This window comes from Streptomyces sp. NPDC020875, assembly GCF_040641415.1.
Classification (GTDB): domain Bacteria; phylum Actinomycetota; class Actinomycetes; order Streptomycetales; family Streptomycetaceae; genus Streptomyces.
The window spans coordinates 90,883-116,044 of the sequence record NZ_JBFADP010000005.1; the positions used below are offsets into that span (position 1 = coordinate 90,883).

Below are 25,162 nucleotides of genomic sequence, written 5' to 3' on the forward strand. Positions count from 1 at the left end.
CCATGTCAGGAGCCGCACCCGGAGCCGGGCCCCGCCCCGTGCGCGCCCCGCGCGGTACGGAGCTGACCGCCCTCGGCTGGCAGCAGGAGGCCGCCCTGCGGATGCTCCAGAACAACCTCGACCCCGAGGTCGCCGAACACCCCGACCGGCTCGTCGTCTACGGCGGCACCGGCAAGGCCGCCCGCGACTGGCGCTCCTTCGACGCCATGGTCCGTACCCTGACGACCCTCAAGGCCGACGAGACCATGCTGGTCCAGTCCGGCCGCCCGGTCGGGGTGATGCAGACCCACGAATGGGCGCCGCGGGTACTGATCGCCAACTCCAATCTCGTCGGTGACTGGGCCACCTGGGAGGAGTTCCGCAGGCTCGAAGCCCTCGGACTCACCATGTACGGCCAGATGACCGCCGGATCCTGGATCTACATCGGCACCCAGGGCATCCTCCAGGGCACCTACGAGACCTTCGCCGCCGTCGCCGCCAAACGGTTCGGCGGCAGCCTCGCCGGAACCATCACCCTGACCGCCGGACTCGGCGGCATGGGCGGCGCCCAGCCGCTCGCCGTCACCATGAACGACGGTGTCGCGATCTGTGTCGACTGCGACCCCCGGGCCGTGGAACGCCGGATCGAGCACCGCTATCTCGACGTCCGGGCCGACTCCGTCGAGCACGCCCTGCGGCTCGCCGTCGAAGCCCGCGACGCCCGCCGCCCCCTCTCGATCGGACTCCTCGGCAACGCCGCCGAGATACTGCCGAGGCTGCTCGCCGAGGGCGCGCCGATCGACATCGTCACCGACCAGACCTCCGCCCACGACCCGCTCGCCTATCTCCCCGTCGGCGTCGACTTCGCCGATATGGCCGGCGCCGCCGCCAAGGACCCGGCCGGGTTCACGACCCGGGCCCGGGAGTCCATGGCCCGGCACGTGGAGGCCATGGTCGGCTTCATGGACGCGGGCGCCGAGGTCTTCGACTACGGCAACTCCATCCGGGGCGAGGCGAAACTCGCGGGCTACGACCGGGCCTTCGCCTTCCCCGGCTTCGTACCCGCCTACATCCGGCCCCTGTTCTGCGAGGGCAAGGGCCCCTTCCGCTGGGCCGCCCTCTCCGGCGACCCCGCCGACATCGCCAAGACCGACCGGGCCGTCCTGGAACTCTTCCCCGAGAACGAGTCCCTGGCCCGCTGGATCCGGCTCGCGGGCGAACGGGTCCACTTCCAGGGGCTGCCCGCCCGGATCTGCTGGCTCGGCCACGGCGAACGGGACCGCGCCGGGGAGCGCTTCAACGACATGGTCGCCAGCGGGGAGCTGGCCGCGCCGCTCGCCATCGGCCGCGACCACCTCGACTGCGGCTCGGTGGCCTCCCCGTACCGCGAGACCGAGGCCATGCTCGACGGCTCCGACGCCATCGCCGACTGGCCGCTGCTGAACGCCATGGTCAATGTGGCCTCCGGCGCGTCGTGGGTCTCCCTGCACCACGGCGGCGGCGTCGGCATGGGCCGCTCCATCCACGCCGGTCAGGTCACCGTCGCGGACGGCACCCCGCTCGCGGGCGAGAAGGTCCGCCGGGTGCTCACCAACGACCCGGGCATGGGCGTCATCCGCCATGTCGACGCCGGATACGAGAGCGCGGAGACGGTCGCCGAGGCGCGGGGCGTACGGATCCCGATGCGCGAGGAACCCGGACCCGCCGGAGCCGTTCGTACGGACGGCACCGGCTCGGGCACCGGCACCTGCTCCGGCTCCGGCTCCGGCTCGGGCACCGGCTCGGGCTCGGGCTCCGGTTCCGGCTCGGGGGAGGGCGACGCGTGACCACGCCCGCCACCACCCCCTCCTTCCACACCATGTGGCGCGAGCTGGCCCCCATCGGCCGCGACCCGGCGAGCGGCGGCTACCGGCGCCACGCCTGGACCGGCGCCGACACCGACTGCCGCGCCTGGTTCCGGGCCCAGGCCGAGACCCGGGGCCTCGCCTACGAGACCGACCGCAACGGCAACCAGTGGGCCTGGCTCGGCGACCCGGCCGCCGGGGACGCCGTCGTCACCGGCTCTCACCTCGACTCCGTCCCCGACGGCGGCGCCTACGACGGCCCCCTCGGCGTCGTCTCCGCCTTCGCCGCGCTGGACGAGATCCGCCGCCGGGGCGCCGAGTTCACCCGGCCCTTCGCCGTCGTCAACTTCGGCGACGAGGAGGGCGCCCGGTTCGGACTCGCCTGCGTCGGCTCCCGGCTCGCCGCCGGACAGCTCACCCGGGAGGCCGCGTACGCCCTCACCGACGCCGACGGCATCACCCTCCCCCAGGCCATGGAACGGGCCGGACACGACCCGGCCGCCATCGGACCCGACCCCGGGCGGCTCGCCCGGATCGGCGCGTACGTCGAACTCCACATCGAACAGGGCCGGGCCCTCGACCTCAGCGGCGACCGGGTCGGCCTCGCCTCCGCGATCTGGCCGCACGGCCGCTGGCGGTTCGACTTCACCGGCGAGGCCAACCACGCGGGCACCACCAGGATCGCCGACCGCCGCGACCCCATGCTGGGCTACGCCGAGACCGTGCTCGCCGCCCGCCGGGCCGCCGAAGCCGCGGGCGCCGTCGCCACCTTCGGCAAAGTCGCCGTCGAACCCAACGGCGTCAACGCCATCCCGTCCCTGGTCCGGGGCTGGCTCGACTCCCGCGCCGCCGACCCCGAGACCCTGGACGCCATGGTCGCCGCCATCGAGACGGCGGCCCGGGAACGGGCGGCCCGCGACGGGGTCGACGTCACGGTGGTACGGGAGTCCTTCACGCCCCTCGTCGAGTTCGGCCACGCCCTGCGCGACGAACTCGACCGGCTCCTCGGCGGCTCCGTACCCGTACTCGGCACCGGGGCGGGCCATGACGCGGGCATCCTCTCCGGGGCCGTACCGACCGCGATGCTCTTCGTCCGCAACCCGACCGGGATCTCCCACTCCCCGGCCGAGTCGGCGGCCGAGGACGACTGCGTGGCCGGTGTCCTGGCCCTGGCGGACGTGGTGGAGGGGCTGGCGTGCGGAACGCGATGACGGCGGCCGGGGCGGACGAGAGCGTCCTGTGGGCCGAGCACGCCTGGCTCGGCGACCACGCCGAACCCGGCGTCGCCGTCGGCATCACCGCAGGCGGCCGGATCTCCACCGTCCGCACCGGCGTCCCCACCCCGCCCCCCGGCGCCCGCGAACTCCGCGGACTCACCGTCCCCGGCCTCGCCGACACCCACTCCCACGCCTTCCACCGGGCCCTCCGCGGCACCGTCCAGGTCGGCTCCGGCACCTTCTGGACCTGGCGCGAGGTGATGTACGGGATCGCCGCCCGGCTCACCCCCGAGACGTACTACACCCTCGCCCGCGCGGTCTACGCCGAGATGGCGCTCGCGGGCATCACCGCCGTCGGCGAGTTCCACTACCTCCACCACGCGCCCGACGGCCGCCCCTACGCCGACCCCAACGCCATGGGCCTCGCCCTGATCGAGGCCGCGCGGGACGCGGGCGTACGGATCACCCTCCTCGACACCGTCTATCTGCACGGCGGCCTCACCACCGGGGGCCACACCCCGCTGACGGGCCCCCAGATCCGGTTCGGCGACGGCTCCGCCGACGCCTGGTACGACCGGTGGACCCGGCTGCGGGAACGGGAGGACGACCGCGCCGGAGTACGGATCGGGGCCGCCGTGCACTCCGTCCGCGCCTTCGCCGAAACCGACGACTACGCGGCCTTCGCCCGGCGCACCGACGGCGCCCCCGTCCATATCCACCTCTCCGAACAGCCCGCCGAGAACGAGGCGTGCCTCGCCGTCCACGGCACCACCCCCACCCGCCTCCTCGACCGGCACGGCTTCTGGAAACCCACCACCACCGCCGTCCACGCCACCCACCTCACCGACGACGACATCCGGATCCTCGGCTCCGCCGGAGCCGGGGTCTGCATGTGCCCCACCACCGAACGCGACCTCGCCGACGGCATCGGCCGCGCCGCCGACCTGGGCCGCGCGGGCAGCCCCCTGAGCCTCGGCACCGACAGCCACGCCGTCATCGACATCCTCGAAGAAGCCCGCGCCATGGAGCTGAACGAACGCCTCCGCACCAGGACCCGGGGCCACTGGACCGCCGCCGCCCTGCTGCGGGCCGCGACCGGGAACGGCCACGCCGCCCTCGGCCGCCCCGACACGGGCCGGATCGAACCCGGCGCGCCCGCCGACCTCACCACCATCGCCCTCGACACCGTCCGCACCGCGGGCCCCGTGCCCCGGCTCGCGGCCGAAGCCGTCGTCTTCGCCGGGACGGCGGCCGACGTACGGAACGTCGTCGTCGGCGGCCGGACCGTCGTCGCCGACGGAATCCACCGCTCCGTACCGGACCCGGCGGGGGAACTGGTCCGGGCGATCGCGGCGGTGATGTCGTGACCCCCGTACGCCGTCCCACCGGCAAGGAGCCCGGCATGACCACCACCCTCATCACCGACATCGGCGTCCTCGTCACCAACACCCCCGGGCTCGGCGACGACACCACACCCCTCGGGCTGCTCCACGACGCCGCCCTCGTGATCGACGCCGCCGACGGCCGGATCGTCTGGGCGGGCCCGGCGGCCGACGCGCCCGACGCCGACCGGCGGTACGACGCCGGAGGCCGCGCCGCGATCCCCGGCTTCGTCGACTCCCACTCCCACCTCGTCTTCGCGGGCGACCGGACCGCCGAATTCAACGCCCGGATGTCCGGCCGCCGCTACGAGGCGGGCGGCATCCGTACCACCGTCGCCGCCACCCGGGCCGCCACCGACGACGAACTCGACGCCAACATCACCCGCTACCTCGCCGAAGCACTCCGCCAGGGCACCACCACCTTCGAAACCAAGTCCGGCTACGGACTCACCGTCGAGGACGAGGCCCGCGCCCTGCGGATCGCCGCCCGGCACACCGACGAGGTCACCTATCTCGGCGCCCATGTCGTCGCCCCCGAATACGCCGACGACCCGGCCGGCTACGTCGACCTGGTCACCGGCCCCATGCTCGACGCCTGCGCGCCCCACGCCCGCTGGGTCGACGTCTTCTGCGAACGGGGCGCCTTCGACGGCGACCAGGCACGAGCCGTCCTCACCGCGGGCGCGGCCCGCGGCCTGGTACCCCGCGTCCACGCCAACCAACTCGGCCCCGGACCCGGCGTACAACTCGCGGTCGAACTCGCCGCCGCCAGCGCCGACCACTGCACCCACCTCACCGACGCCGACATCGACGCCCTCGCCGACGCCCGGGCCACGACCGTCGCCACCCTCCTCCCCGGGGCCGAGTTCTCCACCCGGGCCCGGTGGCCCGACGCCCGGCGGCTGCTCGACGCGGGCGCCACGGTCGCCCTCTCCACCGACTGCAACCCCGGGTCGTCGTTCACCTCGTCCATGCCGTTCTGTATCGCCCTCGCGGTCCGCGACATGGGCATGACGCCCGACGAGGCGGTCTGGTCGGCGACGGCGGGCGGCGCGGCGGCCCTCCGCCGCACCGACATCGGCCGCCTGGCGCCCGGCGCCCGCGCGGACATCGCCCTCCTGGACGCCCCGAGCCCGGTCCACCTGGCGTACCGCCCGGGAGTCCCCCTGATCCAGCAGGTCTGGCGCGCGGGCGCTTTGACGCGACGGGTGAGCCTCGCGGGGTAGCCCCTCCGGGCCGCGCCCTGTGCCTCGGCTCTCCGGGTGAGGCCCACAACGCCGGGTCTCGCCCGGCAGCCTGATGTCGTCAGCGGTCCGCACCACCGTCGTGGCTGTTCGCGCAGTTCCCCGCGCCCCTAAATGCTCTCCCCAGCACCGCCCTTGGGAAGGGGACCCGGCACCGGAGGCGGGCTTGCTCGCAAGAAAGGGGCAGGTGGAGGTGTTCAGGGGCGCGGGGAACTGCGCGACAAGCCACGACGGTGGTGCGGCCCGCGAACTAGCTTCAGTCGCCGGGCGCGGCCCGGGCTCGGGGGCGGCGGGGCCGCGCGGGTCAGGCGCGGAGGGAGGCGTACCACTCCGGGTGGGCGCGCAGCGCGTCCGGGAAGGAGCGCGCCGGGCGGCCCGTCAGGCGGGTGACCGCGTCCGAGACCGTCGCGAGTTCACCCGACGCGATCGCCTCGTACGATGTCACCCAGCCCGTCACCGCCCACTCCGGCGCCCCGAACGAGGCCCGGGACTCGTATGCCTCCGCCCGGGTCTCGGGGACGTAGGTGACGCTCCGGCCCGCGAACCGGGAGAGTTCGGCGGCGGCTTCGGCGAGGGTGAACGCCGTCGGCCCCGTCAGGTCGTAGACGGCGCTGTCGTGGCCCTCGCCGAGCAGTACGGCGACCGCCGCGTCCGCCACGTCGTCGTGGGCGACGGCGGAGACCCGGCCCGCTCCGGCCGGACCCCGGATCACCCCGTCGGCCCCGGCCATCGAGGCGATCGCCGACTGGTAGAGGCTGTCGCGCAGAAAGGTGTACCGCAGCGGCGACGCGCGGATGTACTCCTCGGTGTACCAGTGGTCGCGGGCGAAGGTGAACGTCGACTCGGGCCCCGCGCCGAGGAACGACACATAGACCACCCGGTCCACCCCCGCCGCGACCGCCGAGTCGATCGCGATCTGGTGTTCCCGGACCCGCCCCGGGTCCTCGTGCGCCGAGACCAGGAAGAGCGTCCGGGCCCCGGCGCACGCCCGGCGCATGCCGTCCTCGTCCCCGTACGAGGCGATCCGCTCCTTCGTGCCCCCGGCCAGCTCGGGCAGCCGTTCCGGGTCCCGGCCGAGCAGCCGGACGCCGACGCCCCGCTCGGCGAGCCGCCGGGCGACCCGCCCGCCGAGCTGTCCGGAGGCGCCGGTGACGGCGACGACGGTTTCGGCGGGGGCGGCTGCGGTCATGGCACGGATCCTTCCGGCGGGGTCGGCGTACGGATACGCGTACGCGCCCAGTGTCGGCGACGGACGCCGGGCCCGCAGTCCCGGGGCGGCGATCCGGCCCGCCCGTACGGCCGTCCGGGGGAAGCCGGACCGGCCGTACGGCCCGGGCGGTGCTCACCGGCCCACGGCGCTCCCGGCCGCCCGGAAGGTCTCGAACACCGACAGGTAGTTCAGGTCCCCGTACCCGGCCGCGACCGCCCGTTCGGCGATCTCCCGCATCAGCCGGGGCTGGTCGTCGGGGACACCGACCTCGCGGCTGGTCCGGACGATGTGGTCGATCGCGGTGAGGTTCATCCGCAGGGTGCCCAGATCACCGGGGTACTCGCCGCGGTCCAGCTCGTCCGCCCCCTCCCGCAGGCCCTCGGGCGCCAGGACGGCCGGGGCGAACCAGCCGAGGGCCAGCTCCGCGAAGTCGGCCGCCGGTACGCCCGCCGAGCCGACCAGCGCGGCGGCGTGCAGCCAGCCGTTCATCTGGGCGTACATCATCTCCAGCAGGGCCGTGTTGTAGAGGACGGCGAGCCCGGTGTCCGGGCCGAGATAGCGGGGGTCGCCCAGGGTTTCGAGCACGGGCCGGGCGGAGTCGAAGTGCTCGCGGGGGCCGCTGTAGAGGAAGACCGCGCCGGGGGAGCCGACCAGCGGCGGCGGGACCATGATCGCGCCGTCGAGGTAGTCGAACCCCCGTTCGTCCGCCCAGGTGGTGGCGGTACGCGCCTCCTCGGGGGTGCCGGAGTTGAGGTTGACCACCAGCGGGCGGGCCCGGCCGGGGGCTTCGGGGGCCTTGAGGTCGCCGAAGGCGTCGTACAGCGATTCGTAGTCCTTGGTACAGACGACGACCACCCCGGCGGCGGCCACCGCCTCGGCCACGGAGCCGGCCCGGTGGGCGCCCCGGGCGACCAGGTCATCGGCGCGGGCCGCGGTCCGGTTCCAGACGGTCAGGGGGTGTCCGGCGCGGAGATACGTCTCGGCGAGTACGAGGCCCATCGGGCCGAGTCCGACGACGGCGACGGGCGGAAGGGGAGCACTGTTCGGCTGAAGTGATGTCATGCCCGGAGGCTAAAGTCTGACACCGGTGTGAGAGTCAAACGCGATCGCGGACGGTGACCGGACACATGGGGATGAGGATCGGGGAGTTCGCCCGGCGGACCGGGACGAGCCAGCGGATGCTCCGCTACTACGAACAGCAGGGCCTGCTCTGGCCCAGGCGCGGCACCGGCGGATACCGGGAGTACGCCGAGGACGACACGGATACGGTGCGCCGGATCAGGATGCTGCTGGCGGCCGGGCTCAACACCCGGACCATCGCCGAACTCCTGCCGTGCACCGTCGCCGACGGGGAACGGCTGGTGCCCGCCTGCTCCGGGCTGGTGCCCGGACTCGAACGGGAACGGGAACGGATCGACCGGGCGATGGCGGATCTGCTGGCGGCCCGTACGGCGCTGGACGCGCTGGTCGCGGCCGCGCCCGGGGTGGACGCGACGGGCGCGGAGATCTGTCTCGCGGCGGACGGCTGACCCGCCCCCGCACCGCCTCTCGGGCGCCCCGGGTTCCGACACCTTCCCCACAAGTGGAACGCAACCGTCTGTCCGTCCCTCTATCTCCGCGCCAAGTTGCGGACCGGCGCAGCCGGTTGACGCATTGTCATGTCCCATTAAGAGGTGATCTATGAGACCGGGACTCTCGCGGAGCGGGGAACGGCGGCCGTCCTCAGGACCGCGCCGGACGTTCCACCGGGTACTCGCCCAGGCCCTGGCCGGAGTGATGGCGGCCGGACTGCTCACGGCGGGCGGACTCCTGGCCGCCGCGCCGAGCGCGCAGGCCGCGCCCGCGGAACCGCATACGGCCACGGACGTCTATCTGACGAATGTGGCGAACGGGGGGATGATCAGTGCCCGGCCGTCACCCGTGGCCATGGTTACGCCGCCCAAGGGCAATGAGGACCAGCAGCAGGTCCGCCTGGAGAAGCAGTCGAACGGAAACCATCGCATCACCCGTGGCGGGCTGTGCCTCGCCAGAACCACCACACCCGACGTCGCCGTTACGGTGATGCGGGCCTGCGGCCCCGATACGGAATTCGTCTTCGAGAGCATGGGCGGCGAGAAGTACCGGATCCTGACATCGGACCGGTCCCGGATGCTCCAGTCCGAGCGAATGGACAACAATCTGTTCGCCCAGCTCACTCCGGCCAGTCCGGACGACTACTACGCCTGGTACGTCACTCCGATCGACCCGCCCCGGAAAACGGTAACGGGACCGGTGGGTGATCTGACCTTCGACCAGGTCACCCAGCTGACCACTCACAACGCGTTCTGGAACGCGGAGGACGTCTCCCTGCCGGGCATTCCGGCGCAGCCCCACTCGGTCCGGCAGCAGCTGGAGAACGGTGTACGGGGGCTGATGCTCGACGTGTACAACCCGTACCAGGGTCCGGGTACCTGGGTTTGTCACGGCGACTGCTTCCTCGGGAATGCGCCGACGGTGTCGATCCTGGCGGATGTTGTCGACTGGATGCGGACGAAGAACGCACAGGTGGACAACACTGACGATATTGTGACGATCTTCCTGGAGGACTACACGGGGTCGGGACGGCTGGAACAGGATCTGAACGCCGTGCCTGGTCTCCGAGACCTGATCTTCGACCCCGCGAAGGAGGGGGTCAGGGAGAACGGATGGCCGAAGGTCTCCCAGATGGTGAACTCAGGGAAGCGTCTGCTGATTTTCTCCAGTGAGAACGGCCGCCAGTACCTCGGTATCGGATACCAGCCGGAATGGACGGTCGAGAACTACTGGGATATGGGCATGCCCGGTTTCGAGGCCGACTGGACCTGTGAGACCCGATGGGGCCACATCCCGTTGGTCCAGGAGGAGGAGAAGTTCCGGCGGCTGTTCGTGATGAACCACTTCCGGAAATACCCCACCGCGCCGACCGCTGCCAACGATAATTCCAAGCTGGCGAACCGGGCCGGTCGCTTCTGTATGCCCGCCGCGCGCAAGAAGCCGAACTTCCTCGCCGTCGACCAGTACAAGTCGGGCGACCCGATGGCCGCGGTACTCGAATTCCAAGGTTTCACCTACCACGCTGACACGCCTGGTTACGGTGGCACCCCGGCTGTGCCCGGAGAGGGCGGCACACCGGTCTGGAAGGCGCCCCGGCTGGCCGTGATGCCGCTCGGGGACTCGATCACCCTGGGTGTCGGCAGTTCGACCTGCGCCGGAGGAGTCGGGCGCGAGCGATGTGAGGGTTACCGCAAGATCCTCCGCGACAGACTGGAACCCCATGCGACGGAACTCGACTTCGTCGGTTCCCAGCAGGCCGGCAGCCATGTCGACTCACAGCACGAGGGCCACTCCGGCTGGATGATCGATGGCATAACCGAGAACATCGATAACTGGCTGGTGGCGGCGAAGCCGAATGTGATCACCCTGCACATCGGCACCAACGACATCAACCGGGACCATGCGGTGCAGGATGCCCCGGCCCGGCTCACTCGATTGGTCGACCGGATCACTACCGCTTCTCCGGCGACCGTCGTATTGCTGGCCACGATCGTGCCCAACACGAACGCCGGAAAGCAGCCACTGGTGGACGCATACAACGCCGAGATCAGGAGGTTCGTGACCCGGGCACAGGGTGAGCAGCGCAAGGTGGAACTGGTCGAGATGGGTGCCGTGGTCGCGGCCGACCTGCCCGACAACCTCCATCCCAACAGCGCCGGATACCAGAAGATGGCCGACGCGTTCTTCAAGGGGCTGGCCGCCGCATTCGCAAAGGGCTGGATCGTCCCGCAGGTGACGGTCACCCCCGGGCCAGGCATCCCCGGACCTTCGGGGAGGCAACTGGGCGACTACGACGTGGATATCGACGGCAATGCTCGCAGCGACTACCTGGTCATGGGGCCGAATGGCGCGGTGAACGCCTACCGCAACGACGGCGACGCCAGTTGGACCAATCTGCCCGGCTTCGCCAAGGGTTCCTCGAATTGGTCCAAGGAGGACGTGCGGTTCGCGGATATCGACGGTGACGGTCGGGCCGACTATCTGGTGCTGGGCGTGAACGGATCCGTGCGGATGTATCACAACCGTGGCAACGGGCAGTGGACGGATCGTGGCCTGATCGCTAGCGGCTCGTCCCGCTGGACGAAGGAGGATGTGCGGTTCGCCGACTACGACGGTGACGGTCGCGCGGAGTATCTGGTTCTCGGATCCAACGGCGCGACCTCGGCCTACCGCTATGCCGGGACCGGCTCGTCCTGGACATCGCTCGGTCAGGTCGCGAATGGCTCCTCACAGTGGACGAAGGAGGATGTGCGGTTCGCCGACTACAACGGTGACGGCCGTGCGGACTATCTCGTCCTGGGCGTCAACGGCGCGATGACCGCGTACCGGAACGATCTGAACAAGCAGTGGACCAGTCTCGGTCAGGTCGCGAATGGCTCCTCACAGTGGACGAAGGAGGATGTGCGGTTCGCCGACTACAACGGTGACGGCCGTGCGGACTATCTCGTCCTGGGCGTCAACGGCGCGATGACCGCGTACCGGAACGATCTGAACAACCAGTGGACCAGTCTCGGTCAGGTCGCCAATGGCTCGTCCAACTGGACCAAGGCGGACGTCCGCGTCTGACCCGCCCGCCCGCTCCGGCCGCCGTACCGTCCCCGCCCGGGACGGTACGGCGGTTCCGTTCCCGCCCGGCTCAGGCGAGCCGTCGCTTCAGATAGCGGCTGACCGGGGTCTCCACGAACCGGAACACCAGATACGAGACGATCAGCATCGCGGCCGTGATCGTCCCCACCAGCACCCAGGGGTCCACGCCCCGCTGCCCGAAGAAATGGATCAGCTCCCAGCCGATCACCTGGTGCAGCAGATACAGCGGATAGGTGAGCGCGCCCGCGACCGGCAGCCAGCGCCACCTGATCCAGGAGAGTCTGCGGGTGGCGACCAGCGCCATCAGGACGAAGAAGACCCCCATGACGGCTGTCACCGGCCAGACCGACTTCACCGCGAGGAACGACAGCTGCTGGAACTCGTCGACGGTGGGCCCGAGCGAGGCCAGGAACGACACCCCGACGATGCCGAAGAGCAGCAGATTCGGCTGGAATCGGTACATCAGATAGAACGCCATACCCGCGATGAAGAACCAGCTGTACTCGGGGATCAGCAGCAGCCGCAGCGGCCCGTGCGGGGCCTCGGCCACCAGCAGGGTCGCCGCGCCCCAGACGCAGCAGAAGAGGATCACCCGCCGATAGGTCAGCCCGAACCAGGCGACGATCAGAAAGAGCAGATAGAACCGCAGCTCGGTGAAGAGGGTCCAGTAGACCGTGTCGACATGCCGGACGTGCAGCGGCTGCTGGAGCATGGTCAGATTCACCAGTACGTCGTTCCCCGGCAGCCGCCGCCGCCCGCCCGGGACCACCATCAGGGTCACCGTGGTCGCGATCACCGCGAACCAGTAGGCGGGATAGAGCCGGACCACCCGGGAGACGAAGAAGCTCTTCACCGGGCGGCCCCAGGCGCTCATACAGATCACGAAGCCACTGATCACAAAGAAGATCTGGACCCCGAGATAGCCGTAGGCGGTGAACCGGTAGATCTCCGGGAAGACATCCTTCACCGGCTGCCGCCAACTGCCGCCGCGCGCGGTGTAGTGATACAGCACGACCATGAGCGCGGCCCCGATCCGCAGCCCGTCGAGAACGTACAGCCGCTCGCTCCGCCGCTTCCCGCCCGCCTGACGCGCCGGGTCCGGGTTCGGGTCCCCGTCCGCCGTCGGATGTCTCGGATGACCATTCGCCCCGGCGGACGGTGAAGCAAGATGCCCATGAGGTACACGATGTGGCGATTCAGTAAATGTAGGCATTAGTCGCACTCGTACTTCTCCGCGGGTACGCAGGGACTCGGTCAACAAGGAATCCGGGCCCCGCGTCCGGACACGGAAAGTCCTTGTCCCGACGGTGAACCGGCCACCGACGGGGGTCGACTGCCCGAGCTTCGGCGGATCATTCCCGTGTGACCGGCCGCTACGGGCGAGTACTGGGTTCGACCCTCACTCCTGCCCGATAGTTGTGCCTATCGCGTGATCATTCATATGGCGGCCGGAAAGATCATTCCCTTTGCCGCCAGACCGGCGAGACGCTCCCGGAAATGCCGGAAGCCGCCCTCCCGGCGGGGAAAGCGGCTTCGCGTACGACGTCCGGGGCGAACCGGGCGTCAGTACATCAGGCGGTACGTGTTCCAGCCCGTGCCGATCTTGGCCATCGGCTTGAAGGGCGCGTTGGTGACACCCGTACCGGAGTAGCGGAAGAGCCCGCCCGTCTTGTCGCGGGCGATGATGTCGCTCTTGCCGTCCCGGTCGAGGTCGCCGACGCCGACGAGGGCGTTGAAGGTGTTCCAGCCGCCGCCGATCCTGACGCGCGGCTTGAACGGCTTCTTGTAGTCGCCGCTGCCGGGGTGGATCCACAGCACGCCGGACTTGTCGGCGGTGACGATATCGGCCTTGCCGTCGCCCGTGAGATCGCCGACGCCGGCGATCTGGCTGTAGATGTTCCAGCCGGTGCCGATCTTGGCGCGGGGGGCGACCTTGCCGTTGGCGTAGCCCAGATACAGATAGAGATCGCCCGACTTGTCCCGGGCGATCAGATCGGCGGACGCCGCGCCGCCCAGGTTGCCGGGGGAGATGGCCTTGTCGTAGATGTTCCAGCCGCCGCCGACCGTGAGGGACGTGGTCGCGGTGCCGTAGCTGAGGGTGCCGTCGTCGAGCCAGAGCCAGAGCGCCTCGGCCTGTCCGTCGAAGTCGTTGTCGGCCTGGGCGGCGTTGGTGACGGTCTCCGCGCCGGTGGCGAGATGGAACCGGGGGCCGTAGCCGCCCCGGCCGTCCGGCTCGTACAGATAGAGGTTTCCGCCGGATATGCCGCGCAGCAAGCGGTACTCGGCCGTCGCGGCGGCCTTGGCGGTACTGCGGGCGCCCACCCGCTGCTGCTTCGCGAGCTGGGCCCGCTCGGCGGACATGACATCGCCCGCCGGGGCAGGCGCCGAGCCCGGGTTGTCGGCCGCGACGGCGCTGGTGCCGGTGGCGACGAGGGCGGCGGTGAGGGCGGCGACGGTGACACGGGAGAGCGCGCCCGTGCGGTTGATCGGTGCTGCCATGGAGGCCACTTCCGTGAGTGAAGAGGGATATGACGCGAGGAGCCGCACCCCTGGCGGGGGTGCGGCTCCCTCGGATCAGCGGTCCGGTCCCCGAGGGGCCGGGACGGATCCGGTCAGAACATCAGGCGGTAGGTGTTCCAGCCGCTGGTGCCGATCTTGACCATCGGCTTGAAGGGGGCCTTGGTGATACCGGTGCCCGAGTAGCGGTACAGGGCGCCCGCCTTGTCACGGGCGACGATGTCGCTGCGGCCGTCGAAGTCCAGGTCGCCGACGCCGACCAGGTTGTTGAAGGTGTTCCAGCCGCCGCCGATCTTGACGCGGGCGCTGAACGGCTTCTTGTAGTCGCCGGTGCCCGGGTGGATCCACAGCACGCCGGACTTGTCGGCCGTGATGATGTCGGCCTTGCCGTCGTCGGTCAGGTCGCCGACGCCGGCGATCTGGCTGTAGATGTTCCAGCCGGTGCCGATCTTGGCGCGCGGGGCGACCTTGCCGTTGCTGTAGCCCAGGTACAGGTACAGGTTGCCGGAGCTGTCACGGGCGAGCAGGTCGGCGCTGGCGGCGCCGCCGAGGTTGCCCGGGGACATCACCTTGTTGAAGGTGTTCCAGCCGCCGCCGACATTGGTGGCACCCGCCTCGGACGCGTGGGCCAGGTAGCCGGTGCTGTCCCAGATCCAGATGCCGTCGATCACGCCGTCGGCGTCGTGGTCGGCCTGCTGGGCGTTCTTGATGGCGTTCCAGCCGTCAGTGACGAACTCACGGGCGTCGTAGCCGCCGGTGCCGTTGGGCGCGTAGTCGTACACGTTCCCACCGGAGACGCCGTTCAGCCAGCGGTACTCGGCGGCGGCGCTGGCCTTCGCGACGCTGCGGCCGCTGACGGGCGCCTTCTGCTTCTTGGCCTCGGCCAGGTCGGCGGCCACGGCGGCGGCCGTCGACTGAGTGCCCTGGGTGTTACCCGGGTTGTCGGCCGCGACGGCGCTCGTGCCGGTGGCGACGAGGGCGGCGGTGAGGGCGGCGACGGTGACACGGGACAGCGCGCCCGTGCGGTTGAAGGCAGTCTTTGCCATTAAATGCCACTCCGAGAGAGTTAGGGAGTGAACTTCCCCCCTGGAAGGTTCACTACGTTTGGCTATCTTTCCATGCGTTCTACAACGGTCAACCCCAATTGACCGGAGTCGGGAAGCGGGGCGTTGACGGCCTCGACGGTCGGTTGCGACGCGGAGGCCGAGGTCCCGTTCCGGACGCGCATGGAGGCGTACGGTCGAACGGTTCCGGCCGTGTCGTACTGATGACGACGGTTTACCTTAAGGCGTTGGTTCCGGTGATAAGCACGGAATTTTCCGTCAGGCCGGTGATACCCCCGGGCCGATGCCCCGGGCAGTGCCGGTTCATGAAGAAGTACCCCCGGTCGAATCCCCCGTCGTCACCCGCCGGGGCGCGGCGCTGAGCCGCCCCTGGGCCGGGTGGGCCGACCCGGGAAAACGGGCCGACACAGAGGTACGACCCGTGAGGGTGGGGGAGGGTTGTACGCCCGGTGAAGATTTTTTTCGGAGTGCGGGACCGGGGGTACGGGGAGGAGGCCGCGTCCCCCGAGCGGCGCGGCCTCCCGTCATGAGTCCCCCGTCTGCCCGGTCAGTCCCAGGTGGGGTCGTCGGTCAGAACATCAGGCGGTAGCTGTTCCATCCGCCGGTACCGATCTGTGCGCGCGGCTTGAAGGGCGCGGTGGTGTTCCCGGCGCCCGAGTAGCGCCACAGGGTGCCGTCGGTGCCCCGGGCGATCATGTCGTTCGTGCCGTCCCGGTCGAGGTCGCCGACGCCGACCAGGTTGTTGAAGGTGTTCCAGCCGCCGCCGACCCGGACCCGGGGTGCGAAGGGCTTGGTGTAGTCCCCGGTGCCGGGGTGGAGCCAGAGGACCCCGTCGTTGTCCGCCGCGACGATGTCCTGCTTGCCGTCGCCGGTGTAGTCGCCGCTTCCGGCGATGTTCTTGTAGATGTTCCAGCCGGCGCCGATCTTCTGCCGGGCGGTGATCCGGCCGTCCGCGTAGCCGAGGTAGAGCCAGAGGTCTCCCGCCGCGTCGCGGGCGATCAGATCGCCGCTGGGGGCGCCGCCGAGGTTCCCAGTGGAGATGATCTTGTTGTAGATGTTCCAGCCGTGGCCCACCTCGGCGAAGTCGGTCGGGCTGGAGTAGGCCATGTAGCCGTCGGTGTCCCAGACCCAGAGGGAGTCGACCGCGTTGTCGCCGTTGCTGTCGACCTGCTGGGCGTGCCTGACGTAGGTCCACTGGTCGGTGGCCCAGCTGCGCGGCTGGTAGCCCCCGGCGTTGTCGGGCGCGTACTCGTAGACGGTGGAGCCGTCGAGGGCGTGCAGCCAGCGGAACTCGCCGGGGACGTTGGCGGCGGCGGACTTGCCGGACTCCGCCGGTGCCTTCGCCTTCCCCGCCTTGGTGAACGCGGCGGCGGCCTTGCCCGCCTTCGACGGAGTCGTGCCCGGTCCGTCGGCCGCGACGGCGCTGGTGCCGGTGGCGACGAGGGCGGCGGTGAGGGCGGCGACGGTGAGACGGGACAGCGCGCCCGTACGATTGACAGCGGTCTTTGTCATGAAATATCGCTCCGAATGATGTATGGAAAAGCGGCCGTCTCCCGAGGAGGGGCCGCGGCGTGAGGTGGCCGCGTCTCCGGGTGGAGGCGCGGCCTCCCCGGTGGGTCGCACGGCCCATCAGGGGCGGGCCGTGTGGTCTGTGGGCCGGGAGGGCGGGGTCCGTCGCCGGACACCGGCCCTCCCGGTACGGGTCAGAAGAGTGAGCGGTAGGCGTTCCAGCCGCCGGTGCCGATCTTGACCCTGGGCTTGTAGGGCGTGGTGGCGTCGCCGGTGCCGGAGTACCGCCACAGGTCGCCCGCCCGGTCGCGGGCGATCAGATCGCTCCGGCCGTCGAGGTCGAGGTCCCCGGCGCCGACCACGGCGTTGTAGACGTGCCAGCCCCAGCCGGTCTTGGTACGGGGCTTGAACGGGGTCCGGTGGTCGCCGGTGCCCTCGTAGAGCCAGAAGTCCCCGGCCTTGTCGACGGCGACGATGTCCGCCTTGCCGTCGCCGGTCAGATCGCCGAGCCCGGCGATCCGGTCGTAGACGTTCCAGCCGCCGCCGACCCGGACGCGCGGGGCGACCCGGCCGTCGCCGTGGCCGGCGTAGATCCAGAGGACCCCGGCGCTGTCGCGGGCGAGCAGTTCGGCGCCGGGGGCGCCGTTCAGATCGCCCGGCGAGAAGGTGTGGTTGTAGATGTTCCAGCCGCCGCCGACCACGATGGCCTCGGCGGACTCGGAGGCCGAGTAGTGCAGATAGCCCCCGCGGTCCCAGAGCCAGACGTCGTCGGCGAAGCCGTCGCCGTCGTTGTCGGCCTGGGCGCCGTGCTTGATGGTCTCCCAGCCCGAGCCGAGCCGCTGGCGGGCCTGGTAGCCGCCGGCGCCGTCGGGGGCGTAGCCGTAGAGGATCCCGCCGTCGAAGGCGTAGAGGGCGCGCTGTTCGGCGGCGCCGGGCGCCGCGTTCCGGCCGTCGGCCCCGGCCGCCCGCGCGCCGCGCTCCGCCAGTTCGGACGCGAGCCGTCCGGCCCCGCGGTCGGCGGAGTCCGGCCGGTCGGCCGCGACGGCGCTCGTGCCGGTGGCGACGAGGGCCGCCGTGAGGGCGGCGACGGTCGCACGGGAGAGGAGGCCCGTGCGGAGGGAGTTGCTGGTGGTCATGTACTTCACCCCGTATGCGAATGGGGATGAACCGCCCTTACCGGGGCTGTTCATCACGTTTTGAATATTCGCGCCCTTCCTCGTCCCAATCAACTTATTTCATTGGGTACTTGGGGAAGTCGGGGTATCGGTGCTGGTCAAAGCCGGTTTTCCGGACACCTCGGGCCGATGATCACCCGTTTCCCCGGACCGGTACGCAGCCGATCGCGGGGAATCCCCCGTTGAATCCCCCCGTGATAGCCACCGGATCGCGGTCGTCGTGGGACCCGTCCCGGACCCGGCGGCGCACTCGGTCGCGCGCCCCGTCCCGGACCCGGTCCCGGACCGGCTGCCTCCGGTGGTCGGACAGCCCAACCGGACTGTCCTGACACGTGTTTGACCCCCGTACCCCGGAGATGGTTGTACGCCGGGTCCCGGAAATCTCGCACATACCCCCGGAGTCGGGACGCCGGGCCGCCGGGTCGCCGGACGCGGCGCCGCTACGCCGCCGACGGGCGCGGCGCGAACCTGACCGGGAGCGCCGCCAGGCCCTTGCTCCAGGGAGAGCGCAGCCACGGCAGATCCGGTTCCGGAACGGAGATCCGGAGGTCGGGAATCCGGTGATGCAGCGTGTCGACGGCGGTCCGGGTGATCAGCCGGGCCGGGTCCTGGGCCGGGCAGGTGTGCGGACCGGCGCCGAAGGAGAGATGGGAGCGGTTGCCGACGACGGGGACGCCGTTCTCGGGCAGGACGTCCGGGTCCTGGTTGGCGCCCGCGAGGCCGAGCAGCAGCAGATCGCCCGCGCGGACCGCGCGCCCGGCGAGTACCAGGTCCCGGGTGGCGTAGCGGGCGGGCAGATGCTGGGTCGGCGGATGCCGCCACAGTACGAGGTCGAGGGCGTCGTCCACGGTCAGATGGCCGCCGGTCAGGGACGACCGGAACGCCGGGTCGCAGAGCAGGACGCGCAGTGTCGCGGAGATCCAGTTGACGGTGGTGTGATGGCCCGCCAGGAACATCACCGCGAGGTTGTGCTGTACCTCGTCGTCGGAGAGGTCCGCCGGATGGGCCAGCAGGGCGGAGGCCAGGTCGGGGCCGGGGGCGCGGCGCCGGTCCGCGACCAGTTCGGCGAGGATGGCGCTCATCCGGCGGCCCGCGTTGGCGGAGTCCGCGTTGGCCGCGACCGTGCCCGTGATCGCCCAGATCAGCTGCTGCCCGGTCCGTTCGTCGAGGCCGAGCAGCCGGACGACGGTCCGGGACGGCAGTTTCTGCGCGTAGTGCGCGACCAGGTCCGCCTCGCCCCTCGGCGCGAAGGCCGCGATCAGCTCCTCGGCCGCGGCCCGTACGCCCCGCCGCAGTTCGTGGCCGTCGAGCCCGGCGATCGTCTCCGACACCGCAGTCCGCATCCGGCGGTGCTGCTGCCCGTCGGCGTAGAGCAGTGCCGGGCGCCAGCCGAGTACCGGCATCACCGGCGACTCCGGCAGTACCCGCCCCTCCCGGGGCAGCGACCAGCGGCGCGGATCGTGCGAGAAGTCCTGCTCCTCCCGGGCCACGTGCAGCACCTCGCGGTGTCCGATCACCAGCCAGGCGGAGACCCCGGGTGCCAGGGTCACCGGCGCCACCGGCCCGTACTCACGGCGCAGTTCCGCGTAGAAGGCGGGCAGCCCGTCGCCGTCGGGCTCCGGCCCGTAGAGCGCGGGGGCCGTGGGGCACCGGCCGCCGGGCGTACGCGACGCCGGGTGGGCGTGCTGCGGCGGATAGCTCACGACGGGCCGTCTCCGGGGCCCGGCCGGGCCCCGGCCCGTTCCGGTTGCTCGTCGATGAGATGCCGCAGCAGGGCGATCAGCGCGCCGACGGCGGAGCGCCGGTCGCGGGCGTCGCAGTGGACCAGGGGGGTGCCGGGCAGCAGGTCGAGGGCGCCGCGCAGTTCGTCCTCCGGGTAGCGGGGGCTGCCCGGGAAGTCGTTGACGGCGACCGCGAACGGCAGCCCGAGGTCCTCCAGGTTGCCGAGCGCGTCGAAGGCCGCCGCCGGGTCGCGGGTGTCGACCAGGACGAGCGCGCCGAGCGAGCCCCGGGCCAGCTCCCGCCAGGCGGGCAGGAACCGCTGCTGGCCGGGGGTGCCGAAGAGATAGAGCACCACGGCGCCGTCGATCGTCATCCGGCCGAAGTCCAGGGCGACGGTGGTGGTGGTCTTCCCGGCCCGGATCAGGGTGTCGACCCCGGCGCCCGCCTCGGTCATCACCGCCTCCGTACAGAGCGGCTTGATCTCGGAGACGGTGCCGATGAGCGTCGTCTTCCCGACGCCCAGCGGCCCGACGATCAGGATCTTCGCCGCGCCCCTGACACTCGCGGAGACGTACTTGCCGGAGTCGCCCGAGTAGCCGGACTCGCCGGAGTCGCCCGTCTCGCCGGAGTGGAGGGCGGCGGGCGGCGCGTGGTGTCCCGGACCCGGGGCGCCGGGGGTGTCCCGGCCCCAGGGGTCAGAGACGGCGTTCGAGGCCATGGAGGACCTTTCTCAGCATGGTCGCATCGGTGCGGTCGGCCGGTGGTACGGGCGGACGGAGCACGACCAGACCCCAGTGGACGAGGTCGGCCAGCAGGATCTGCGTCACCGGCGGCGGCTGGCCGAGATACGCGGCGATCTCGGCCACCGACAGCAGCCCCCGGCACTCCCGGAGGATCAGCAGATGCTCCGGGAGAAGGGAGTCCGGCAACGGCACGTCCGCCGCCGTCACCAGGGTCTCCCACGGCAGCGGCGCCCCGCCGGTGCCCGCCCGCCCCCGGGTGATCACGTACGGGCGTACCGCCGGGGTGGTCCGCTCCCGCGGGCGGCCGGTCATGAGGGGTCGGCCACGGGGTCCCTCGGCCTGCTGCTCAAGTGGGCCCCGATCCGGGCCACCAGAAGCTGCATCTGCTGGGCGACCAGACCGATATCCGCGTCGGTGCCGGTCGCCACGGCCAGATGGGCGCCCGCCCCGGCCTGCGAGAAGAGCACGAAGCCGTGCTCGGACTCCAGCATCAGCTGCCGCATCCCGGCACCCGCGCCGAACAGCAGCGAAGTGGTCGATCTGCCCGTCATGTTCATCGCCGCGCAGGCCGCCGAGAGGGATTCGGCCTGGGCCGTGCTCAACTCCCCGACGGGGCCGGTCAGCCGCTGCGCCGACGCGTGGCCGAGCCGCAGCCCGTCCTCGGAGACGACGACGGCGTGCCGTACGCCCGGGATCTCGATCAGCGGCCTGAGCATCCACCCCACGTCGGGGAGGATCGAAAGGTGACCGGTCACGGTCTGCCTCCATGGTGGATATCGGGTTCGTCGGTGTCGGCGGGCGGTTCGGGCTCACCGGCGGGGTCGTAGACGGAGTACGTCCGGTACGCCGCCGGAGCCGGGGCCGGGGCGGTACGGGCCGGGGGCCGCCCGCCGGGGTCCCCCGATCCGCCGGGATCGCCGGGAGCCCCGGGGTCGCCGGGGGGCGGCGGCTCGTCGGCCCAGGCTCGCGCGCGGGCCCGGCGCCGGGCCTGTTCCCGCTCCCGTTCCAGTTCGGCGGTGTGCCCCGGCCCGGTGGTGGCGTCCGGCTCGCGTGCCCGGTCCCGGACGGCCCGGTCCCGGGCCAGCTCCCGGTCCCTGGCCTCCGCGTCCGCCCGCTCCCCGGCGACGGCCGCCCGGCCCTTACGGGTCCCCGCCAGCACGCTCGTCACGGACGCCCGGGCGTCGTCCGGCGTCCAGACCACGGTCCGTTCGGGCATCGCGGGCGCGGGCTGGAGCGCCTGCTCGGTCCGGGGGCCGAGCGCCTGCCGGGCCGCCGCCTCGACGGCCGCGCCCCGGCGGCTGCGGCGGCGCGGCAGGGCCGCGCGCGTCTCCCCGGCGGAACCGGGACCGGTGCCGAGACCGGGCGCGGTACCCGGGCCGGGACCGGGGGCGCCCCAGGAACGGGCCTGCTGCGGACGGCTGCCGTACGCCGCGCCCGGACGGCCGGAGCGGTCGGAGCGGTCGGAGCGGTCGGGCGAGGCACCGGACGGCGGCACGGGGTCCGCCGCGTCATAGCCCCCGGCGTACGGTCCGGCGTACGCCCCGGACTCCGGCCCGGTTACCCCGCCGTGAACCCCGGCTCCCGAACCGGTTCCGTAACCGGCTCCCGGACCGGCGGAGATCCGGGAGTCCGCCCCGGACCCGGCCCCGGGCAGGCCGTCGGCGTGCGTCCCGTACCGGCCGGAGGTGTCCCCGGCGCGCGGCCCCGGTCCCGGAACCGGTCCCGGTCCGGGTCCGGGGAAGTCCCCGTCGTACGGCTCCGGACCGGGCGCGGGAACGGGCCGCCGCTCGGACAACTGCCCCGCCGGCGGCCCCGGCAGCGGTTCCGGGCGGTGGTCCCGGCCCCGGGCACGTACCGCCCCGCGGCCTTCGGAACCGTACGGCCCCGCGCCGTACCGGCCTTCGCCGCCACGGCCCGGCTCCCGGTCCGCCGGGACGCCGGTCCCGGCTCCGTACGCGTATCCCCGGCCGCCGGGTCCGTACGGCCTCGTACGCCCCGCCCCGCCGTAGAAGTCCGCGTCGGCGTCCGTATCGGCATAGTCGGCATAGTCGGGGTAATCGGGGTCGCCCCGCGCCTCCGAGCCCCGGGAGAAGTGCGACAGCGGCTCGGTCAGCAGCGGATACGGCAGGAACGCCACCGCCCGGGTCCCGCCGTACGCCGAAGCCCCCGACAGCTCGACGCCGAAACCCAGTTCGCGGGTCCACCGGCCGACACAGGCGAGGCCAAGCCGGGGTACCGCGCCCAGCTCCGCCAGATCCAGCTCGTCCCGGATCCGGGCGGCGGCCCGCTCCAGCACATCGGGCGGCATGCCGACACCCGCGTCGTCGATCTCCACCACCGCGCCGGAACCCACCTCGCGGACGGTGACCACGACCCGGCTCCTGGACGGTGAGAAGACCGTCGCGTTCTCCAGCAGTTCGGCGATGGTGTGCATCACGCCCTCGACCGCGGGCGGTACGACGTACAGATTCCGGGCGCCGTGCACCTCGACCCGGCCGAACTCCACGATCCGGGACTGGGCGCCGCGTACGCAGTCGTACAGCGACACCGGGCCGCTCTCCCGCCGCGCGGGCCACACCCCGCACATCACCAGCAGGGTCTGCGCCTTCCGGGTCATCTGCGCGGCGGCGTGGTCCGCCCGCATCACCCCGGCCATCAGCCCGGGGTCCTCGATGCTCTGCTCGACCTCGTCCAGGACCTGCTGCTGCACCGTGGCCATGGCGTGCATATGGCGGGCCACGGACTCGAAGGCCGCCTGGACGGCGTCGCGGAGCGCCCGTTCCCGGCGTACGGCCTCGTCCGAGCCGAGCGCCGCGACGATCGACGCGATGTCCGCCGCGAACTCCTCACCGGTGTCGGCGGCCGGTGAGAGAGGGCCGGGTACGTCGTCGGGGCCGAGTCCGAGACCGGCGCGGCGGCGTTCGGCGATCGCGGGGGCGCGTACGGCCGCCAGCCGCGCCACCTCGGCGGCGCGTGCCTCGGCGGTCCGCCGGTCGGCGGCCCACCGGCCGCGCCTGCCGCGGAGCAGCCGGGCCAGTAAGAGCGTCCAGGAGAGCAGCAGCAGCCCGGCGCCGACGGCGGCGCCGGTGACGATCCGCTGCCGGTCGACAGGGGTGTGCTGGGCGGCGAGTACGGCTCCGGCGGCGACGGCGACGAGGGTGGACAGCGGCCACCAGACGGGGGTACGGACCGGTTTCGCCGCGGCCCTGGCGGCCCGGCTCACCATCTGCGGCCGGTGAAGGCGGCGGGCCCGGGGGTCCCGGCCCCGGTGCCGGGCAAGGGTTTGGTTCCGGTTCCGGTTTCCGAACCGGAACCGATCGTGAAGACATCCGGAGCGGCGGCTGAACGCTCACCGGCCGGACGGAACTGTGCGGGGGCGGAGGAATACGGGCGAATGCGGGCGACAGTCGCTGAAGAGGTCACGGAAGACGGAGTCCTTCCCGGACACATCGGCTCCCGCAGGGGGACGGGAGCGGGGTGAATCCTACGATCAACCGACCGCGTTCGAATATCAGTTGGGCAAGCCGGGACAGGGTCGTAAGCGACCCGGGGGACGGAACCGGCATTCCCGCGGGTAACGTCGTCCTCCACGTCTTCACACCTCCGGCACACCTTCCGGAGGGCTGTCTATCCTGTCGGTTATGGCCCGGTACCGTCCTGTCCGGGAATTCTCAGGGGAGGCCGGGGGTCAATGAGCCTTGTCGACATACCGGAAACGCGCCATCGCGGCACCAGCGTCCGGGGGCTGCGGATCCAGCTCGTCACACCCGCCGAACTGGGCGAACGCGAAATCGGGAGCTGGCGGGCGATCCGCCGGGAGCGGATCGCGGCCGGTACCCCGGCCAGCCCCTTCATGGAGCCCGGTTTCACCCTCGCCGTCGGCCGGGTCCGCCCGGGGGCCCGGGTGGCGATCCTGTGGAGGAACGACGAGCCCGTCGGATTCCTGCCCTTCGAACGCGGCGCGTTCGGCCGGGGCCGGGCGATCGGCTTCGGCGTCTCCGACTGCCAGGGCGCGGTCCTCCGCCCCGGTCTCGCCGTCACCACCCGGGAACTCCTCGCCGCCTGCGGACTCTCCGTCTGGGAGTTCGACAATCTGGAGGACGGCCAGGAAGTCCTCACCGACGGGGCCGCCGCAACGTTCCGCTCCCCGGCGATCGACGTCTCGCACGGCTACCGGGCCTACGAGGACGAGCTGCGCGTCCGCGCCCCGAAGTTCCTGAAGACCACCCTCGCCAAGGAGCGGCGGCTGGCCCGGCAGACGGGCGACGTCCGGTTCGTCTTCGACGAGCGCGACCCGGCGGTGCTGGCCACGCTGATGGCGTGGAAGTCGGCCCAGTACCGGCGGACCGGCCGGGGCGACCGGTTCGCCGAGGCGTGGATCGCCGAACTCGTCCGGCGGCTGCACGGCGCGGACGACCCCGGCTGCTCCGGTGTGCTGTCGGTGCTCTACGCCGGGCAGACCCCGGTCGCCGCGCACTTCGGACTCCGCTCCGAAACCCAGCTGGCCTGCTGGTTCCCCGCCTACGACCCGGCCTTCGCCAAGTACTCGCCGGGGCTCGTGCTCCATCTGCGGATGGCCGAGGGCGCCGCGGCGGCCGGGATCGACGTCCTCGACATGGGCCGCGGCGACGCCGAGTACAAGGAGTCCCTGCACACCCGGCTGCTCCGGGTCCACGAGGGCGCGGCCGTCCGCCCCGGCCCCGGCGCCGCCCTGCACTGGCTGCTCCGGGAACCCCCGCGCCGCGCCCAGGGCTTCGTCCGCGACCGGCCCCGGCTCGCGGCCCGCGCCCAGCGGACCCTGGTGGGCCTCGCGAAGCTCCGTGACCGCCGCCGCGAAACCCCCTGACCGGCCGCCCGCCCCGCCCGCTCCCGGGCCCCCGCCCCGGCGCGACCCGTA

At 72.0% G+C, this 25,162-nt stretch carries 18 protein-coding genes and 1 pseudogene; 7 read left to right on the top strand and 12 right to left on the bottom strand.

Annotated features, from left to right (window positions below):
* Positions 1–2: 2 nt before the first annotated feature.
* The 4 genes and pseudogenes from hutU to hutI all read left to right on the top strand — a co-directional run.
* Positions 3–1,670, top strand: a pseudogene (gene hutU / locus AB0G74_RS04590) (urocanate hydratase); the annotation flags it as partial.
* A gap of 167 nt (positions 1,671–1,837) precedes the next feature.
* Complete coding sequence (locus AB0G74_RS04595) at positions 1,838–3,034, top strand: allantoate amidohydrolase (RefSeq protein ID WP_361140850.1); 1,197 nt, start codon at positions 1,838–1,840, stop codon at positions 3,032–3,034.
* Entirely contained in the window at positions 3,031–4,407 is a 1,377-nt protein-coding gene (locus AB0G74_RS04600) for a formimidoylglutamate deiminase (protein ID WP_361140852.1), read from the top strand. The genes AB0G74_RS04595 and AB0G74_RS04600 overlap by 4 nt, the downstream gene beginning before the upstream one ends.
* A 35-nt stretch (positions 4,408–4,442) precedes the next feature.
* Entirely contained in the window at positions 4,443–5,648 is a 1,206-nt protein-coding gene (gene hutI / locus AB0G74_RS04605; protein ID WP_361140677.1) for an imidazolonepropionase, read from the top strand.
* A 322-nt stretch (positions 5,649–5,970) separates the two neighbouring features.
* Here the strand turns inward: hutI and AB0G74_RS04610 are convergent, their stop codons facing one another.
* Positions 5,971–6,855 carry an SDR family oxidoreductase gene (locus AB0G74_RS04610; RefSeq protein ID WP_361140680.1) on the bottom strand — a complete coding sequence of 295 codons (885 nt, stop codon included), beginning with the start codon at positions 6,853–6,855 and terminating at the stop codon, positions 5,971–5,973.
* A gap of 153 nt (positions 6,856–7,008) precedes the next feature.
* Positions 7,009–7,938 carry an NAD(P)-binding domain-containing protein gene (locus tag AB0G74_RS04615; RefSeq protein WP_361140683.1) on the bottom strand — a complete coding sequence of 310 codons (930 nt, stop codon included), beginning with the start codon at positions 7,936–7,938 and terminating at the stop codon, positions 7,009–7,011.
* A 71-nt stretch (positions 7,939–8,009) separates the two neighbouring features.
* On the opposite strand from AB0G74_RS04615, the gene AB0G74_RS04620 reads away from it, so the two are divergent.
* Positions 8,010–8,405: a MerR family transcriptional regulator gene (locus AB0G74_RS04620; protein WP_361140854.1), complete on the top strand. Its 396-nt coding sequence runs from the start codon at positions 8,010–8,012 to the stop codon at positions 8,403–8,405.
* 151 nt (positions 8,406–8,556) lie between these two features.
* Positions 8,557–11,514, top strand: a complete 2,958-nt coding sequence (locus AB0G74_RS04625; protein WP_361140686.1) for an FG-GAP-like repeat-containing protein — start codon at positions 8,557–8,559, stop codon at positions 11,512–11,514.
* Positions 11,515–11,584: 70 nt separating this feature from the next.
* Here AB0G74_RS04625 and AB0G74_RS04630 read toward each other — a convergent pair whose 3' ends face one another.
* From AB0G74_RS04630 to AB0G74_RS04675, 10 genes are all read right to left on the bottom strand, one after another.
* The gene (locus tag AB0G74_RS04630; RefSeq protein ID WP_361140689.1) at positions 11,585–12,553 is read right to left on the bottom strand and encodes an acyltransferase; all 969 of its coding nucleotides are present in this window, start codon (positions 12,551–12,553) and stop codon (positions 11,585–11,587) included.
* A gap of 545 nt (positions 12,554–13,098) precedes the next feature.
* Entirely contained in the window at positions 13,099–14,034 is a 936-nt protein-coding gene (locus AB0G74_RS04635) for a VCBS repeat-containing protein (RefSeq protein WP_361140692.1), read from the bottom strand.
* A gap of 113 nt (positions 14,035–14,147) precedes the next feature.
* Positions 14,148–15,098, bottom strand: a complete 951-nt coding sequence (locus AB0G74_RS04640) for a VCBS repeat-containing protein (RefSeq protein WP_361140695.1) — start codon at positions 15,096–15,098, stop codon at positions 14,148–14,150.
* Positions 15,099–15,686: 588 nt separating this feature from the next.
* On the bottom strand, positions 15,687–16,628 hold the full coding sequence (locus AB0G74_RS04645) for a VCBS repeat-containing protein (RefSeq protein ID WP_361140698.1): 942 nt from the start codon (positions 16,626–16,628) through the stop codon (positions 15,687–15,689).
* 191 nt (positions 16,629–16,819) lie between these two features.
* Entirely contained in the window at positions 16,820–17,761 is a 942-nt protein-coding gene (locus AB0G74_RS04650) for a VCBS repeat-containing protein (protein WP_361140701.1), read from the bottom strand.
* Positions 17,762–18,240: 479 nt separating this feature from the next.
* Complete coding sequence (locus tag AB0G74_RS04655; protein WP_361140704.1) at positions 18,241–19,503, bottom strand: cytochrome P450; 1,263 nt, start codon at positions 19,501–19,503, stop codon at positions 18,241–18,243.
* The gene (locus tag AB0G74_RS04660; RefSeq protein WP_361140706.1) at positions 19,500–20,240 is read right to left on the bottom strand and encodes an ATP/GTP-binding protein; all 741 of its coding nucleotides are present in this window, start codon (positions 20,238–20,240) and stop codon (positions 19,500–19,502) included. Before AB0G74_RS04660 ends, AB0G74_RS04655 begins: the two co-directional genes overlap by 4 nt.
* Positions 20,218–20,577, bottom strand: a complete 360-nt coding sequence (locus AB0G74_RS04665; RefSeq protein WP_358825806.1) for a DUF742 domain-containing protein — start codon at positions 20,575–20,577, stop codon at positions 20,218–20,220. The genes AB0G74_RS04660 and AB0G74_RS04665 overlap by 23 nt, the downstream gene beginning before the upstream one ends.
* Positions 20,574–21,020: a roadblock/LC7 domain-containing protein gene (locus AB0G74_RS04670; RefSeq protein WP_361140710.1), complete on the bottom strand. Its 447-nt coding sequence runs from the start codon at positions 21,018–21,020 to the stop codon at positions 20,574–20,576. The genes AB0G74_RS04665 and AB0G74_RS04670 overlap by 4 nt, the downstream gene beginning before the upstream one ends.
* Positions 21,017–23,491 (bottom strand): ATP-binding protein, encoded by a 2,475-nt coding sequence (locus AB0G74_RS04675; protein WP_361140713.1) that lies wholly within the window; start codon positions 23,489–23,491, stop codon positions 21,017–21,019. The genes AB0G74_RS04670 and AB0G74_RS04675 overlap by 4 nt, the downstream gene beginning before the upstream one ends.
* A gap of 465 nt (positions 23,492–23,956) precedes the next feature.
* Here AB0G74_RS04675 and AB0G74_RS04680 point away from each other — a divergent pair, with 465 nt between their 5' ends.
* Positions 23,957–25,111 (top strand): GNAT family N-acetyltransferase, encoded by a 1,155-nt coding sequence (locus AB0G74_RS04680; RefSeq protein WP_361140716.1) that lies wholly within the window; start codon positions 23,957–23,959, stop codon positions 25,109–25,111.
* Positions 25,112–25,162 lie beyond the last annotated feature (51 nt).